The organism is Halalkalibacter kiskunsagensis, from assembly GCF_037027555.1.
Classification (GTDB): domain Bacteria; phylum Bacillota; class Bacilli; order Bacillales; family Bacillaceae_D; genus Halalkalibacter; species Halalkalibacter kiskunsagensis.
Genome location: NZ_JAXBLX010000054.1, coordinates 13,127 through 30,282, shown reverse-complemented (window position 1 = coordinate 30,282; position 17,156 = coordinate 13,127). Strand labels below are relative to the sequence as shown.

At 35.7% G+C, this 17,156-nt stretch carries 16 protein-coding genes and 1 riboswitch; of the genes, 6 read left to right on the top strand and 10 right to left on the bottom strand.

Annotated elements, in window-relative coordinates; translation table 11 throughout:
* Positions 1–350: 350 nt before the first annotated feature.
* The 3 genes from SLH51_RS21390 to SLH51_RS21380 form a co-directional block, all read right to left on the bottom strand.
* Positions 351–602, bottom strand: a complete 252-nt coding sequence (locus SLH51_RS21390) for a hypothetical protein (RefSeq protein WP_335963557.1) — start codon at positions 600–602, stop codon at positions 351–353.
* A gap of 186 nt (positions 603–788) precedes the next feature.
* On the bottom strand, positions 789–956 hold the full coding sequence (locus tag SLH51_RS21385) for a hypothetical protein (RefSeq protein WP_335963556.1): 168 nt from the start codon (positions 954–956) through the stop codon (positions 789–791).
* Positions 957–988: 32 nt separating this feature from the next.
* Complete coding sequence (locus SLH51_RS21380) at positions 989–1,975, bottom strand: AimR family lysis-lysogeny pheromone receptor (RefSeq protein WP_335963555.1); 987 nt, start codon at positions 1,973–1,975, stop codon at positions 989–991.
* 299 nt (positions 1,976–2,274) lie between these two features.
* Here SLH51_RS21380 and SLH51_RS21375 point away from each other — a divergent pair, with 299 nt between their 5' ends.
* Both SLH51_RS21375 and SLH51_RS21370 read left to right on the top strand, forming a co-directional pair.
* The gene (locus SLH51_RS21375) at positions 2,275–3,375 is read left to right on the top strand and encodes a CotS family spore coat protein (protein WP_335963554.1); all 1,101 of its coding nucleotides are present in this window, start codon (positions 2,275–2,277) and stop codon (positions 3,373–3,375) included.
* A complete protein-coding gene (locus SLH51_RS21370) occupies positions 3,372–5,108 on the top strand; it encodes a glycosyltransferase family 4 protein (RefSeq protein ID WP_335963553.1) in 1,737 nt (578 codons plus the stop codon). The genes SLH51_RS21375 and SLH51_RS21370 overlap by 4 nt, the downstream gene beginning before the upstream one ends.
* A 96-nt stretch (positions 5,109–5,204) precedes the next feature.
* Here SLH51_RS21370 and SLH51_RS21365 read toward each other — a convergent pair whose 3' ends face one another.
* Positions 5,205–6,155: an NAD-dependent epimerase/dehydratase family protein gene (locus SLH51_RS21365; RefSeq protein WP_335963552.1), complete on the bottom strand. Its 951-nt coding sequence runs from the start codon at positions 6,153–6,155 to the stop codon at positions 5,205–5,207.
* A complete protein-coding gene (locus tag SLH51_RS21360) occupies positions 6,152–7,432 on the bottom strand; it encodes a UDP-glucose dehydrogenase family protein (RefSeq protein ID WP_335963551.1) in 1,281 nt (426 codons plus the stop codon). Before SLH51_RS21360 ends, SLH51_RS21365 begins: the two co-directional genes overlap by 4 nt.
* Before the next feature lie 295 nt (positions 7,433–7,727).
* Here SLH51_RS21360 and SLH51_RS21355 point away from each other — a divergent pair, with 295 nt between their 5' ends.
* The 3 genes from SLH51_RS21355 to sda all read left to right on the top strand — a co-directional run bounded on the left by SLH51_RS21355 (position 7,728) and on the right by sda (position 11,328).
* Positions 7,728–8,537 carry a UTP--glucose-1-phosphate uridylyltransferase gene (locus SLH51_RS21355; RefSeq protein WP_335963550.1) on the top strand — a complete coding sequence of 270 codons (810 nt, stop codon included), beginning with the start codon at positions 7,728–7,730 and terminating at the stop codon, positions 8,535–8,537.
* A gap of 348 nt (positions 8,538–8,885) precedes the next feature.
* A complete protein-coding gene (locus tag SLH51_RS21350; RefSeq protein WP_335963549.1) occupies positions 8,886–10,775 on the top strand; it encodes a terpene cyclase/mutase family protein in 1,890 nt (629 codons plus the stop codon).
* A 400-nt stretch (positions 10,776–11,175) separates the two neighbouring features.
* Positions 11,176–11,328, top strand: coding sequence for a sporulation histidine kinase inhibitor Sda (sda, locus tag SLH51_RS21345; RefSeq protein ID WP_335963548.1), 153 nt, complete (start codon positions 11,176–11,178; stop codon positions 11,326–11,328).
* A 591-nt stretch (positions 11,329–11,919) separates the two neighbouring features.
* Here the strand turns inward: sda and queF are convergent.
* Genes queF through queC form a run of 4 tightly spaced genes read right to left on the bottom strand, consistent with a single transcriptional unit; the run spans position 11,920 to position 14,228 of the window.
* Positions 11,920–12,417 carry a preQ(1) synthase gene (gene queF, locus SLH51_RS21340; RefSeq protein ID WP_335963558.1) on the bottom strand — a complete coding sequence of 166 codons (498 nt, stop codon included), beginning with the start codon at positions 12,415–12,417 and terminating at the stop codon, positions 11,920–11,922.
* Between the two features lie 16 nt (positions 12,418–12,433).
* Positions 12,434–13,141: a 7-carboxy-7-deazaguanine synthase QueE gene (gene queE / locus SLH51_RS21335; protein ID WP_335963547.1), complete on the bottom strand. Its 708-nt coding sequence runs from the start codon at positions 13,139–13,141 to the stop codon at positions 12,434–12,436.
* Complete coding sequence (gene queD, locus SLH51_RS21330; protein WP_335963546.1) at positions 13,138–13,563, bottom strand: 6-carboxytetrahydropterin synthase QueD; 426 nt, start codon at positions 13,561–13,563, stop codon at positions 13,138–13,140. Before queD ends, queE begins: the two co-directional genes overlap by 4 nt.
* Entirely contained in the window at positions 13,563–14,228 is a 666-nt protein-coding gene (gene queC / locus SLH51_RS21325; RefSeq protein WP_335963544.1) for a 7-cyano-7-deazaguanine synthase QueC, read from the bottom strand. Before queC ends, queD begins: the two co-directional genes overlap by 1 nt.
* Before the next feature lie 238 nt (positions 14,229–14,466).
* A riboswitch (PreQ1 riboswitch) is annotated at positions 14,467–14,510 on the bottom strand.
* A gap of 179 nt (positions 14,511–14,689) precedes the next feature.
* Here queC and SLH51_RS21320 point away from each other — a divergent pair.
* A complete protein-coding gene (locus SLH51_RS21320; protein ID WP_335963543.1) occupies positions 14,690–15,922 on the top strand; it encodes an aminopeptidase in 1,233 nt (410 codons plus the stop codon).
* A 578-nt stretch (positions 15,923–16,500) separates the two neighbouring features.
* Here SLH51_RS21320 and SLH51_RS21315 read toward each other — a convergent pair.
* Complete coding sequence (locus SLH51_RS21315; protein WP_335963542.1) at positions 16,501–17,067, bottom strand: CBO0543 family protein; 567 nt, start codon at positions 17,065–17,067, stop codon at positions 16,501–16,503.
* Between the last annotated feature and the right edge of the window lie 89 nt (positions 17,068–17,156).

Here is a 17,156-nt window from a genome sequence, read left to right as displayed (position 1 = left end):
TTTTCTTTGCACAAAATAACTTTATTGAACATTTTGAGTATTTTTAATAGTTAGTCTAATTTAATGCAACACTAGTGTAATATTATAGAAAATGTAAAATTAATGCTAAAACTCAAGCATTTATTAAAAACATTAATAATCAACATATAATTTCTGCCCTTTTCCATAGTATGTTGTCAAATGCTTGGTATTTTTCATGCTTTGAAATAAAAATAGGTACCAACAATAAAAACAGAAAATTTTGTCTTTTTTTAGCAATTCTTGCGCTTGCCTTGGAAATAATACAATCTATTCATTCTTAAATACCAAACCAACGAAGGGGGGAAATGTCAACTTCTCCCCTATTTGTTTCATCTTACAATTCCACGACTGTGTTGTTTGGCAACAGAAATCTCAAAATAACTATCATCATCTTCATAAATACGATCAATAATAATTAATACATCTTCAAATGAAACGGAATGGTTGTTTGTGTTATTTTCCTTCATAAAGGCAATCATGCTTTCAATTTCTTGATTGACTTTAGAATTCAAAACATCTTCTGTTGTCTTCTTGCTCCTGATGCTATCATTGAAATCCATTGGATATTTAGGTATATGCATATTCCCTTACCCTCTTCCATACTAAACTTTATTCTATCTTAATTGTTTAACTAGATGGAATCAAGAATTGAAATTTCAGCTTAAATCTGTATCACAAAATAATTTTTCATATGTAGTACAAAAAATAACCCATCTAACGAAAGATGGATTATTTCATGACAGTATGTAGAGGTACTCTTGGTCAGTTTAATAGGCCTCGTTGGTTGAGTTGACTCTGATAGTATCACTTGGGTTAGCAACTTCAAAAGGTACACTGTTCACTCGAATAGTATCACTTGGATTAGATATTTCTGTGTTCGGACTAGCAAATGCTAATGTAACAATTATCAAAAAGCCTAGAATTAGTTTTTTCATGCAATCACCTCCTTTGATGCGTATGTAACATATTACTTTAATTCGTGTAAAGGAAGTTGTCGATAATAAAAATCTCCTGCAATTTCAAAATACATAATAGACCCTCTGAAAAATGTAGAATCTCCTGAAATCAAACCTCGATAGTATTGATCAAATGCTTTCAAATAATCACTGTCGATCTTAATTTCAATACTATCTAATAATGTGAGAGCTTCATCTTTCTTATTACTTTTTATTAAATAATAAGCATACCCTTGTGTATTACTTAAACTATCTGTATTCAAAACTTCACTACATATTTTGTCAGGCTTATCCCAATAACAATAAGTGAAATTCATACTACTCTGTGCATCAGCAATTAGCATTTCATGACCGATCTGTTCAGATATACTTACCGATTCAACAAAGTAGTCAATAGCTTTTTGCATATCATCTATAATATAGGAGTTCCCTAGACTTAATAAAGCGACGGCTTTCATAGTTGGTGTTAATGCAATCTCCAAAAGCTCTGATCCACAATCCCTTGAGTTCTTCACCTTATTTAAATGCAAATAAACATTTTGCATGGTGATCTTATAACGGCAAAGTAAAGATGTCTTCATATATCCATCATTTAACATGCCTATTTCCACTTTTACTAGTTCGCTCAATGAAGCGATCATATCGAACTTTTTCAGGCTCGCATAATTGTACAGTTGAAAAATCTTAATTAACGTTGCAAGTTCTGGCGAAATAACTTTTTTATACGTCAATTGCTGTGTCGCTTCAATCAAATTCATTTTCTGCTTGTATACGAGGTGATCAATCTGATACACTTCTGCCCATTCTTTGCTTTCTTCGCTTGAACTTGTTAGAAGCCTATCTATTAACTTTTCAACTAAATTAGATTTACTATTAATAACGAAGTACTCTAATGATACTCTAGCTAAATAAGATTCGGGATCAACGTTGGAAATAAACTGTTCTTCATTCTCAATTGAACTAAATGTTTGTGAAGTGATCACTTCTTTCATAACCATTAGCTATCATACCTTTATTTTCATATTTATTACTAAAAATATATGCTACCTTTCCTACTTAGTCAATTAGATCAGGAGAAAAAGATAGATTATTTTAATAAATTCAGAACTTTTTAAATGAATTATTGGAATAATATTCCTTATAAATAAATAAACAGTCTTTTTTTACTAGATCATTAGAACTTCATTCCTTCCCGACGGCATTATCGTTTTTTGTCTAAAATCTAGGTGCTTAACTACACGCTCGATTCCCTTTGTGAATATGTTATTAAAGACTATACAGTAATGGAGGGGGAAAAATGTCAGAAGAACTTATTGTACCTTGGGATATAGATGGTACCCTCGAAGACGATTTTTATGTACCTGCATATATAGAGGAAATGGCTCAGAAAGTTCTAACTCATTATGACTTATCTGTTAGTAATCTTGAAGTAGTAACAACGAAAGCTGATAAAGGCGGATTAATTTGGAAAATGGAAACGGACAAAGGGCCTTACAGTTTAAAGATCTTGCACAGAAGACCTGGGAGAAGTCAATTTTCCTTAGGTGCCCAAGAATATTTGGTAAAAGAAAAGCAAGCAAAAGTTCCTCCGCTCTTTCAAACTAAAAACGGAGAAAATTATATTGAGATGGGTGGAAAACTTTGGTTTGTTGCAGAATGGATTGAGCCACTGTACCAAGTTGCGAATGATATAGAAGGGGCAAAATTACTTTGTCACGCACTTGGTGAATTTCATCATTTAACGAAAGGATACGTACCACCAAAAGGTTCAGAAAACCCCTCACGTCTTTATCGTTGGCCAAAGTCATATGAAAAAGTATTGAAAAAAATGTCATGGTTTCGCAACATTGCTACGGTTTATCCTGAAATGCCCGCTAGTCAAGCGATTCTCACTCATGTTGATATGTTTGAAGAACAAGCACGTAACGCCTTAAGCCAACTTGAACAATCCGCTTATTATAATTTAGTTGCTAGAGGGAATACCGCATGGGGATTAGTTCACCAAGATTATGGTTGGTCAAACGGACAAATGGGACCTGATGGTATGTGGATTATTGATTTAGATGGAGTTGCCTATGATTTGCCAATTAGAGATTTACGAAAGCTTATTACTGGTCAAATGGACGATATGGGTGTTTGGGATGTTGAGTATATGAAAGGAATGATTGAAGCATATCATGAAGCGAATCCAATCGAGGATGAACTGTATGAAATCCTTTTAATTGATATGTCTCTCCCAAATGAATTTTACAAAAATATAAAAGAATTGGTATATGAACCAACCGTCTTTTTAGACAATGAAGTAGAAGCTCTTTGCAATAGAATCGCAGAAACAGACAAATCTAAATGGCCTGCGATCGAAGAGCTGAAGCAATGGAAAGGAGTCATCTCCAAATGAAAATCCTAATGATTTGTACGGAAAAACTTCCCGTTCCTGCAGTACGTGGCGGAGCTATTCAAACATATATCGATGGTGTCTCATCCGCACTAAGTACGAAACATGACATAACCATCCTTGGAACAACAGACCCCTCTTTGCCACTTGATGAAAAAGTAAACAACATTCGTTATGTACGTACTCCAGGTGGGCTACTAGAAGACTACCGTGATGGTGTTAAACAATTTTTACAATCTGATCCAGAATCCTATGATGTGATTCATATTTTTAATAGACCGCGTTTAGTTCTAGCAGTACGTGAACATGCACCAAAAGCCAGACTTGTTTTGAGTATGCATAATGATATGTTTAAACGTGAGAAAATTGAACCAGAAGAAGCGGAAGCGGCAATTGAGCAACTTGATAAAATCATAACGGTAAGTGATTATATCGGAAAAACAATCGCAGACTTATTTCCTCAAGCTGCTCCTAAACTAAAAACCATTTATTCTGGTGTGGATATTGACCGATTCGTCCCTCCTCATTCCAGCCAAGCTCAAAACATGCGTGAAGAAATTCGTAAAGAACACAACCTGCAAGGGAAAAAAGTAATCTTATTTGCTGGTCGCCTTTCCGCTAATAAAGGGGCAGACATTCTCGTCAAAGCAATGCCTGAGCTAGCAAAGAAACACTCAGACATTGCCCTTGTTTTAGTAGGAAGTAAATGGTTTAGTGTGAATGAAGTTAGTGATTATGTCGCTTATGTACGTGCACTTGCTGCCCGTTTGCCAATTCCAGTCATCAACACAGGATTTGTAGCGCCTAGTGAAATTCAAAAATGGTTTGCTGCTGCCGATGTGTTTGTTTGCCCTTCTCAATGGCAAGAGCCACTAGCAAGAGTTCACTATGAAGCAATGGCCTCAGGACTACCGATTATTACGACAGCGCGTGGAGGCAATCCTGAAGTAATCACTCCCAATGTTAACGGTTTCGTAGTTGAACAACCAGAAGACCCTCAAGCATTTGTTGATCTACTAGCTCCCCTTTTATCTGACCCAAAACTTAGTAAAAAGTTAGGTCTACAAGGTAGAAAGATGGCTGAAGAAAACTTCACCTGGGATCGCGTGATATCCGACATTCATGATGTGTGGAATGAAGTAGAATACAAATTAAAAAACAATATTGCTGTAACGATTGCAAAAGAAGATGAAAACGAAGAAATACCTGCAGAAGTACAAACAAATCAAGAGCTTGTTGAAGAAACTGAAAAACAATCAGTTGCCGCTTCCGAATCAGACGAAGAATTGATAGCTAGAATAGTCAATCAAGTAATCAAGACTCCTTTGGATGAACTCAACGCTCATGAGACGACAGTAGAGCTTACTGAAGAAGATTTGAGTACTGAACTTGCTTCACAGCCTGAAACCATGCAGAAGCCTCCAATGACCAAAGAAGAAAAAATAAAAGCAATTCTCATGTCTGAAATCAAAAACAAATATAGCATTATTGAGTCTCTCCTTTCTGCCCTTAATCAAAAAACAGTTGATGAAGAAGATGATGAAATAAATAGTATCGTTAAAAAAGTAGTAACAGATTTTGAGCAATTAATAAAAGCACAACTTCAACCTAAAAAGCCAGAGCCTCCGAAAGAGTTCGTATATGCAATTAACGATATAACAACAGCTAAGTTATTTACCCAAGTAGAATCTAAACGGAAACGCAAATTAATCGCTCATAGTTTTTATATTCAGTAGCATGACGAAACTGTAGTATCATACAATACGATCCACGAAAGAAAAAGCCTTTTTATTAGTAAGGCTTTTTCTTTTTCTCTCTAATAATGTTAACACTCACAAATCTTTGTAGATCGTTTGCAAATACTTAAATTCGTTTTCAAGTCCACTTTTTAAAATGACATTTGGTTTGTAATTTAAGTACATTTCAGCTTTTGAAATATCGGCCCACGTATGCATTGGCTCACCAATTGCCTTTGATACAAATTTTACGTTCGCTTTCTGATTAAGGAGAGTCTCTAAGATAGTGATTACATCTAATACAGATGCTCGTTCCTTCCCACCTATATTTATCGTTTCACCTATAACTCCTGTAGCATGTATCACAGAAGCTGTTGCAACAGCACAATCACGAATATACGTAAAATCACGCGTTTGTTGCCCGTCACCATAAATATAAATGGGTTTCTGCTCGAGCAAACTTTTAATAAATTTATGAAATGCCATGTCACTACGTTGTCTTGGACCATAGACGGTAAAATACCTTAGTATGACAGTCGGAACCCCGAAGCTTTTTCGATAGACATGACATAAGTATTCCCCTGTCAATTTAGTAATTCCGTATGGTGATAACGGTTCTGGTACGGCATCTTCCGTAACTTTACCGACTTTTTCACCATAAACAGAAGATGTCGATGAATAAATAAATTTCTTCAATGGAAAATGCTTGCTTGCTTCTAATAGTCGTTGTGTTACGTCAATATTATTCTTTACATAACTTTGAAATTCTGGTCCCCAACTTGAACGAACGCCAGGTATTCCAGCTAAATGATAAACATAGTCAATTCCTTGCAGATATGCTCCCCATTCTATATCTAGTAAATTTTCTTCAAAGAATGAAAAGCGAGGATGTGTCAAAAGTGATTGAATGTTTCTTCTTGTTATTTGTTCTGAAGTAGGTCCAATGAAGGCATCAATTCCAACTACCTTAACCTTAGGGTCTTCGAGTAACACCTCACATAGAGTTGAACCGATAAATCCCGCTGCACCTGTTACTAGAATTTTCATGGTCTCGCCACCCCAATATATTTCAACCCATGCCGTTTCAACGTATAGGGCTGAATGCAATTTCGACAATCTACCACTTGATCACCATACATTTTCTCCTTTACAATCGTCCAATCTGCTTCGATAAATTGATGCCACTCAGTTGCGATTATTAGCAAATCGGATTGTTCAATTGACTCATACATGTCCTTGTATGACGTTGTATTTTCGACTTTCAGGAAGACGACAGGGTCATATATATGAACCTCGCACCCTTCTTTTGTAAGTCTCTCAATTAACTTTACCGCTTGAGAATGACGAGTGTCGTCTGTATTCGGTTTAAATGAGGCTCCCCAAACGGTTATCTTCATCTCTCTATATCTTGGAATTTCTTTTTCGATTTTGTCCAGATAGGAATCTATTAAACTATTATTGATCAACTGAGCAGCTTGCAAAATGTGAGGAGTCACATTCATTTTTAATGATTGATGCTCTAACGCAGCTAAATCTTTTGGAAAACAAGAGCCCCCATAACCTAATCCAGCTTGTAAGAAATGATGTCCGATTCTTGGGTCCATTCCTATTCCTAAAGCCACATCGGTAATATCAACATTGTAGGCTTCACTAATTTTTGCCAATTCATTAATAAAGGAGATCTTGACTGCTAAAAAAGCATTAGATGCATATTTAATCATTTCTGCACCAGTTAAGCTTGTTATCATATAGGGAGCATGTATGAAGTGATACAATTTTTGAAGGATTTGAATTGGTGTATGACTTTTTACTCCTATGACAATTTTATCTGGATGGAGCATGTCAGAAATTGCTGTTCCTTCACGCAGAAATTCAGGATTAGACACGACATCAAAATTTTCAGGGGATACACCTTTTTCGAGTAGCTTTCCATGTAAAGCTTCATTCGTTCCAAGAGGGACTGTACTTTTGGTGATGATAATCTTATACGTATCTATAAGAGGAGATAACTCATTAATAACTTCTTCAAAAAAACGGAGATTAGCTGATCCGTCTGAGTTTTGAGGGGTTCCAACTGCAATAAAAATAATCGAGCTCTTTTTCACTGCCTTAGCTAAATCATCTGTAAAGGCCAAATTTCCTGCTTCTATACTCGACACAAGCATCGTGTCTAGTCCTGGTTCATATATAGGAACTTCTCCTGTTTTCAACATCTCAACCTTTTCTTTTTGTTTTTCTACACAAAAAACTTGATGTCCATAGTTTGCTAGCACTGTTGAGGTTGTCAAACCAACATATCCTGCTCCAATTACGCATACATCCATAACGCCGACTCCTCTTCAACAAAATATAGTAATTTTTATATCTTATTAAAAAAGAGATTAATTAGTGAGCTTTAGGCTATAAAAAGGACAAATTAAACATTCGTCTAGGTCACTTGTAATCTATTTTCCCAGTGGACAACTTCCTATTTTTTGTATAACCGAATATCATAAGGCAAATATGTATATTTGATCAGCGCAGAAAAGCTTGGCTGCTTGCCGCAGACTTAGCTTCTTCTTTATTTTTTTAACATGACTCAATGCTTTTTTTATCATTAAATGTAGGGAGGAGAACTACTTGAAAATTAAAAAGGCTATCATTCCGGCTGCTGGCTACGGTACTAGAAGCCTCCCAATTACGAAGGTTATCCCAAAAGAGATGTTTCCAATAAACGGAAAACCAGCTATCGATTATATTGTTCGTGAAGCGATTACATCTGGGATAGAAGAAATTTTAATCGTCGTTTCTAGAAACAAAAATATGATCATGGATTACTTTGACCGGTCACTTGAACTCGAAACTTTTTTAGAGAAAAACAATAAGCAACACTTAATAAAAAAAATTACTGTACCTAATATTCATATTCAATTCGTTCGCCAACCGATTGCCAAAGGACTTGGTGATGCTATTCGGCTAGGAAAACCTTTTGTCAATAATGAACCTTTCGCTGTCCTTCTACCTGATGATATTTTTATAGAGAATGAATCCAGTTTAGGCAAACTCATGAATGTATATCAAATGGTAAATTCAAATGTCATTGGTGTGAAAAAGGTAGAAGAGGATTTATTAAAAAATTACGGGGTTATAGATGGAAAACAAGTGAGTGATCATTTGCATGAGATTACAAACCTTATTGAAAAACCGCAATCATCTCCTCCATCTAATTTAGCTGTTGCTGGACGGTATATATTGCATCCTGATATTTTTTCGTACCTCCACCGAGTGAAACCAGGTAGTGGAGGCGAACTTCAATTAACCGATGCACTGAAAGACATGCTCAAAGACAAACCATGCTACGGTCAAGAATTACTAGGGGATCGCTATGATATTGGTTCAGACAAAGAATACTTTGAACTACTAAAACGGTTGCACGATGAACAAATATAGAACATGTATATTCCCTCGATTATAACGACGATCGGGGGTTTTAAAAGTTGATAAACAGGATTTAACATACAATACTTTAGATACTTTATAAGTTGACAACTATCAAGCTAGACATATAAAAAAAATATATTGCTAACTGTTTTTTATGTATACCCATTATTAGGAAAGTTCTCCTTCCCTTCTTTTATTATTTACTATACGGACAGGATGTTTGGTATTTAGAAAAACTATTAATAATTACAATGTTTAGTCATATAAGTGTACGTAGTAATTTTCACGTCTTACTCTCCAATTTTACAATCGAAAATTCAGATTACATCTTTTTGTGTATAATAAAGGGGGGAATATATGTTGAATCACCAAATTAATACATCCATCAATGACTTGGTAAAAAAGTTAAGAACGATGCAATCGAATGATGGATCCTGGCGTTTCTGTTTCGAAAGTGGTCCCATGACGGATGCTTTTACGATTATTCTTTTAAGGTCTTTAGAAAATCAGAAAGAAGAATGGCTTATTCAGCAGCTCGTAAAAAGGCTACTTCACAAACAAGAAAACACCGGCGCTTGGAAATTATTTCATGATGAAATTGAAGGCAATCTTTCTGCAACAGTTGAAGCGTATTACGCATTATTATATTCAGGATATGTCGATAAACAATCAGAAAACATGAACAAGGCAAAAACATTTATAATAAACAACGGTGGTCTTACAAACACAAGCAATTTCACAAAGATCATACTCACATTAACAGGGCAAATACCGTGGCCTAAACATCTACAACTTCCAATTGAACTAATCCTTCTTCCTCATACTGCTCCTATTAACTTTTATGACCTGGTCGGTTATTCTCGGGTACATTTTGCTGCTATGCTTATCTCTTCCAACCTTAATTTCAATCTTAAAACAAGCCGAACACCTGATTTATCAGATATGGTTATAGAGCGGTTTCCAAATGATGTTGAATTTGATTCAGACGAAGCAAGATATATTGCCAGTACTATAAAAGAAGAAATAACGAAACTTTTAGAATTCCCCCAGCGTTTACGTGATTTTGCACTAAAGAAAGCTGAAAGATTTATCATAGAACGGATTGAGCCTGATGGGTTGCTATTTAGTTATGTTAGCTCCACTATTTTTATGGTTTTCGCTTTTCTCGCCCTTGGTTACTCTAAACATCATCCGCTCATTTCTAACGCAATAACTGGCATCAAAAATCAAGTATGCCTAACAACCAACTTTCTTCATATCGAAAACTCACCATCAACCATATGGGATACTGCTTTATTAACTCATGCTCTTCAAAAGGCTGGTGTTCCTGAATCTGATGAAATGATACAGCAATCAACTAATTACTTGTTATTACGTCAGCATATGCTTTATGGCGATTGGTCCTTTAATAACCCTCAAACACTACCAGGAGGTTGGGGATTTTCAGACATCAACACATTTATCCCCGATGTCGATGATACAAGAGCTTCCCTGCGCGCCTTAAAGCAAACAGTTTTAGTCCATCCTCAATATAGAAGTAGCTGGAACCGTGGACTTAACTGGGTTTTATCGATGCAAAATACTGACGGTGGGTGGGCAGCGTTTGAAAAAAATACAGATAAAAAACTGTTGAAGTATTTCCCTTTTGATGCTGCTGGGCGTGTTCTTATTGATCCATCGACAACAGATTTAACAGGAAGAACTTTAGAGTACTTAGGAAATGATGCTAATCTTTTCTTACCTCACCCTCAATTAGAAAAAGCTTCTCAATGGCTACAAAAAAATCAAGAAAAAGATGGCTCTTGGTATGGGCGTTGGGGAATCTGTTACATTTATGGAACGTGGGCTGCAATCACGGGGATAATGGCAATAGGAATGGATTCAAGTCACTCTACCATCCAAAAGGGCGTTCGTTGGCTACTTTCAATCCAAAATGATGATGGCGGTTGGGGAGAGTCTTGTTATAGTGATATTCGTAACAAATATATTCCATTAGACGCAAGTACTCCTTCACAAACAGCGTGGGCCTTAGATGCGTTAATAGCTACTTACGACAAACCTACAGAGGCTATTCAAAAAGGGACCACATACTTAATTGAAAGTATTCTTAAGAATCATTGGACTACAGAGTATCCTACAGGGGCAGCACTTCCAGGTGGGTTTTATATTCATTTTCACAGCTACAAATATATTTGGCCACTGTTGACATTAAGTAACTTTCGAAATAAGTATGAACATCTCTCTTAATGCCATTACTAAACTAAAAAAAATTACATTTTTATTCACCAAAGAGTGTCGGATTAATAACTTGGGTTTGTACTCATCTAATAAGCCACCACAATGAATAAAAATAACATTTATTGTAAAATATTTAATTAACATGGTTAACCACACTACAGACAAACGCTCCTAGAACAAATCAATAACCATGTATTAAGCCCTCACAATGATGGTAGTTGAGGGCTTTTTGTTATTTAAATGATATTTTTTTTAATGAAAACCTTTCAGTAGCTGTAACCAACTTGTAACAAAATTCATCAGACTTTTTTACAATTTCACTTTTTTTAACCGACAAACTAAGTTACAATTAATTTCGCGTCTGAAAATTTAAAGTTCTTACTTACTATAGAAAGAGGTTTTTAATAATATGTTTAAACGCTTAGACGATCAAGCCATGTTAGAAGCTTATTACGAAGCTATAAGGTTGGATTTAGAAATAGTTTTTATCTCCATATTAAAAGAAGAATTAGATGCAAGAGGTCTTCCTACAAAAGAATCGAAGCATTTTATTTGTAAATAGATCAATATAAATTTCAATTCTTCTTTTTACTTTTTTCTTCTATATTAGCTAACCATCTAATATACTTTAACTCTTTTAATGTTAATTTTCTTTTTAATCTACCTTTGAAAAAACTCTTTAATTGTTGAGCTCTCTTGTTGTTTTCCAGTTTTCCCACTCCCTTTTCAAAACAATATAATACAATCCCGATGATTTTACAAGGTTTTATTTTCTTATGAACGTTTAGATTAAGAAAAAACAATAAGGGAGGTTACCTCACCAGCTACATTTTGTAACTAACAAGGTAAACCTCTCTAAAAAAACATGTGCATATAGTTCTCTTTTCCACCTAATAACCCATATGACAAGCCCAAATAAACGTTAATATCAATACAAAAAAGGACAGTATGAGCTGCAACTCAAACTGACCTAAATCTGTATACGAGCAGACATAAAATATTCTAACCAAATTTTAATGGTTTCTACATAAAAAAAGAGCACCTTTTATAATTAAAAAGGCACTCTTATCACACGGTATTTAGTTGGTCACTTCTTTTATTATATTCTTCTCCAGTGGTTACCCCACTGGTCACTTTCCAACCATTTTCCCTACTATCTATTATCAATCGTCTCCGGATACAAGTCATGATTCATCATGCGGTATTCTGCCATTTTTTCATACTTTGTTCCAGGTTTCCCGTAGTTTGTGTATGGATCAATGCTAATGCCACCACGAGGGGTGAATTTACCCCAGACTTCAATGTAGCGTGGGTCCATCAATTCAATTAGATCATTCAAAATGATGTTCATACAGTCCTCGTGAAAATCTCCATGGTTTCGAAAGCTAAATAAATATAGCTTTAATGCCTTGCTTTCAACCATTTTCACATCAGGGATATAGCTGATGTATATCGTTGCAAAATCTGGTTGATTTGTCATTGGACAAAGTGATGTAAATTCTGGACAGTTAAATTTCACGAAATAATCTCGATTTTGATGTTTGTTTTCAAATACTTCTAATACAGAAGGATTATAAGAGAAATCATATTGCGTACCTTGATTTCCAAGTAAAGTAACTCCTTCTAACTCTTCTTTCTTTCTTCCACTCATCTTCCCTTCTCCTTCCTTAGACACCACGTTTGTTCCCCCAAATGAGAGTGTGGAGTTGCGGCAATACTTTAGCATCATTCATAACGATTGAATTCGTTGTTTTCTCAATCAACCACTCATAGCGTTGTAACAATGTTAATAGTAGCTCCCTATCATCTGTTGAGCTAATATCTTCATTTCCAATTTGCAAATAAAACGGTACATATGGATATCTCCTATGAATCATTTCTGCGAACGTAAAGTCATCGTCATCAAATACAACAACTTTTAAACTAACATGACGATCTTCTAGTTGCTCCACAAAGTGGTCGAGCTGTTCAAAATTTGTTTCCATCTTTGAACTAGGAGGTTTAGGTGAAATCGTGATATCGTCAATTTTCTTCACCCAATTCTGCCAAATCGACCCTTGTGTTTCAACTGCAACCTTCCAACCTTCCTCATGACATAAGTCAATTAGCTGATCAATTCCTTTATGAATCGCAGGATTCCCTCCTGAAATGGTAACATGAGAGAACGTTTCTCCACCAATTTGCTTTAATTGATCAACGATTTCAGCAGCTTCTATCAGGTTACTTCGTACAGACCCATCCCAAGTGAAACGAGAGTCACACCATGAGCAGGAGTAATCACACCCTCCTGTACGGACAAACATCGTCTTTTGTCCAATCACCATTCCCTCTCCCTGAATGGTAGGTCCAAACACTTCCATTACCGGAATCTTCATGCTAACTCCTCCGGCTTTGGTCGATAAACAACATAGCTTGTAGGAGTTTCTCGAACAACAACTTGTAAACAATTCGGTTTGTTCCCTTGAGTTTGTAGCTCAGCTTGAATAGATTTCCAAATTTGTTCAGCCACTATTTCTGTTGTAGGGAATATGTCTTGATATTCTGAATGATCATTTAAAACAGAATGATCATAGCGTTTATGAACAATGTCCTTAATACGTTTAAAATTAATAAGAAATCCTAACTCATCAAGAGCATCTCCAGCAATCGTAATATTAATAAAATACGTATGCCCGTGCATGTTCTTGCATTGTCCTGCTGCGTCATCTGGAATAAAATGAGCAGCTGCAAGGTGCATATCTTTATTTAATTCATATCGATATGAGTGTTGTACTTGTGGATAAAACTGTTGCATCATTAGTTTGCACCTCCCTTTTTCTCATCAAGGTAGGTTTCTAATCCTTGTTTTCTCAATTCACAAGCTGGACATTCTCCGCAACCATCACCACGAACACCTTGATAGCATGTTAGCGTTTTTTCTCTTACAAAATCAAGAGCTTCAAGTTGATCGGCTAATTTCCAGGTCTCTGCTTTATTTAGCCACATTAATGGTGTATGAATAACATATTGGGCATCCATCGCTAAATTTAATGTAACATTTAATGATTTCACAAAGTTATCGCGACAATCAGGATACCCACTGAAATCTGTTTCACAAACACCAGTAATAATATGGCGTGCTCCAATCGTTTGTGCATACACAGCGGCGAACGATAAAAACAGGTGATTACGTCCAGGTACGAATGTGGAAGGTAATTCGCCACTCTCACCGGCTTTCACTTCAATATCACTTCTTGTAAGCGCATTTGCCGAAAGCTGATTAATCAGTTTCATATCTAGCACGTGGAAAGACACACCTAATTCCACTGCAATTTCACGCGCACATTCAATTTCATCATGATGGCGTTGCCCATAATCGAAAGTGACCGTTGCCACTTCTTCAAATCGTTCAAGCGCCCATAGCAGGCATGTCGTACTATCCTGACCACCACTAAATACGACTACCGCCTTTTCATTTCTCATGTCTCATTTCTCCTTTATTTAAAAGTGCGCTGTCCATCATCGTAACAACGTAAACTTTCTATTGAAGAAAGAGCATTCGATAACTCCAAACGGGTATATTCGTTCTTCCCAAACTCATAGTATTCTTTTAGTAAAGCAACAATATGAGGAGGGGGTTAGGCCTCATTTCAGCCGTAATTGAACTAAAATATTGTCATTTTAAAAACGACAAGAAAACTGTACTCATAAGTGTACAGTTACTACCTTAGTTTTTTATAGAGGGAGTTTGCGAACCTCTTTTCTTAAAATAAATCCACTCATTATAATAGCATAAAGCCTTTCAATCCGCTATCTTTATCATTTAGACAATACTACTTTTTGATTTGAACCTAACTGTGCGAGGAATTATTTTCAAACTGTCCCTTCTTTTGATAAAATAAGATGATTACCTAATTTATACATAAGAAATGAGGAGTGAATTCATGTCAACTTTTCAAGAAAACGTAGAAAAGTACGCAGAACTAGCTGTTAAAGTTGGTGTAAATATTCAAAAAGGGCAAACACTTGTTGTACGTACACCCATTAATGCAGCTGAGTTTGTGCGATCTGTAGCCATAAAGGCATATGAGGCTGGTGCAAAAAATGTTCATGTTGAATGGAGCGACGAGGAACTAACAAAAACAAAATATGAACTTGCACCTGATGAAGCATTTCATGAGTTTCCTGAATGGGTAGCAAAGGGATATGAAGAAATGGCTGAAAATGGAGCTGCCTTCTTAAGCATTACTGGTTCAAATCCAGACCTTTTAAAGGACGCTGATCCTGAACGTGTTTCAAATGCAAACAAAGCAAGTGGAAAAGCGATGCAAGGATTCCGTTCATATATTATGTCTGATAAAATTAGCTGGTCGATCGTTGCCGTTCCTTCTGAAGGCTGGGCTAAAAAGGTTTTCCCTGAAGACTCAGAAGAAAAAGCAGTCGAAAAGCTATGGGATGCCATTTTCGCAGCTACTCGTATTAATCAAGCCGATCCAGTTACTGCATGGCAAGAGCACCTTTCCATTCTTGACGATAAAATGAATGCTTTAAACGATAAGCATTACCATGCCTTGCATTATACAGCTGAAGGTACTGATTTAGTTATTGAATTACCAGAAACTCATTTATGGGTAAGCGGTGGCAGTATTAACAAAGACGGCGTGGCATTCGTTGCAAACATGCCAACAGAAGAAGTATTTACTTCAGCAAAGAAAACAGGTGTCAACGGAACGGTTTCGAGTACAAAGCCTTTAAATTATGGTGGAACACTAATCAATAATTTCTCTCTTACTTTTAAAGACGGGAAAGTAATCGATTTTAAAGCAGAAGAAGGATACGAAACATTAAAACGTTTATTAGATACAGATGAAGGTGCACGTTTTATTGGCGAAGTAGCACTTGTCCCGCACAAGTCCCCTATCTCTGATACGAATATCCTTTTCTACAACACATTATTTGATGAAAACGCCTCAAATCACCTTGCCATCGGCTCTGCTTACGCATTTTGCATTGAAGGCGGAAAAGACATGGACAAAGAAGAACTCGAGAAAAACGGCTTAAACACGAGCCTTACACATGTGGACTTCATGATTGGTTCAGCAGATATGAACATTGATGGCGTGTATGAGGATGGCAAACGCGAGCCGATCTTCCGTGATGGGAATTGGGCGTTTTAAGGAAAAGGCTTCGTGAAACAGGCGTTTCGGCTGCTTGAACAAACAAGCGGTCACACATCGGTTACATTGATTGAAGTAGCTTGTCTAACTTATTAGCTACGTCTTGTTGCATACTCGGCAGGACGTGGCTATATCTATCTAATAAACATTACCTCGCTTAATAAATTTTCTACATCGTTTTGAACTTTAACCATTTTGGTCAATTCCTTACATGTTGTAATTCACTTAATTCATTTTGCTATCTTTGCAAGTACTAATCTCTCTCACAAATAAAGAGGTCTGATCAAAAAGCCAGACTTCAGACTTCAAACTTCATACAGCATGGCAATTAGCACAGAAAAAAGCTTAAAGAATCGACTATCCTCAAGCTTGAAATTTATTGTTGCTGTTTCAGTAAACCAGCTAATAGAAGTCAATATTTTTCAATAAAAATCTTTTAAATAAAATGATATACTAAAAATGCTCATGCCAAATAACCTTCCTTAATCATATTGGAAGGTTCTGGATTGGTTACTTAATTATATCGTTTAAGCCAAATCTAAGAAAGTCTCTTTGCGTTTCATAAGGGTGTGTAATCATTAAGAAACGTTTTTTTGAATTCTCATAATTTTTTCAACAAACCATTTTACTACAAGTCCAATTATAATATAGATTGGAAAGGAGTATATATTCTCCCATTTTAGTTCTTTATAAATATTCATCCATTCACTCAAGGGTTCTAAAATAAAAGAAAAAACAGCAGACATTAAAAAAGCAGCTACTACAAACGACTTCCATTTAGAGAAATATTGAAAAAGCAACATATATAAAATTGGAAGTAATGTATAATCTATTGGAAATAATGGTGTACATAAGGCTAGTAATGTATTGGGATAAAACCACCCTGAGTTATTCCATCCAACCACATCTAGAAATGTTGCAATTATTATCACAAAAAAGCCAAATAGTAATATTTCTGTAATTCTTTTTTTATCTACAATTTTCCACCATATAAACCATGGCACTATTGATAAAGTCAATAAAATCCACCATTCTCCTGAGAAAACAAAATTTTGCCACTGTTCACTCATCATTTGATTTAACTCTTTAATGTGTTGTTCGATTTCAAAATGTTTGGGGGTTGCTTTCAAAGAATCACCTTCCATCTGTTACTATCTCTATACATTATCACTAATATAAATTCTGCCCTAAATTTGTCGAATTTCACAATTCATTTTGAAATCACATTAAATAA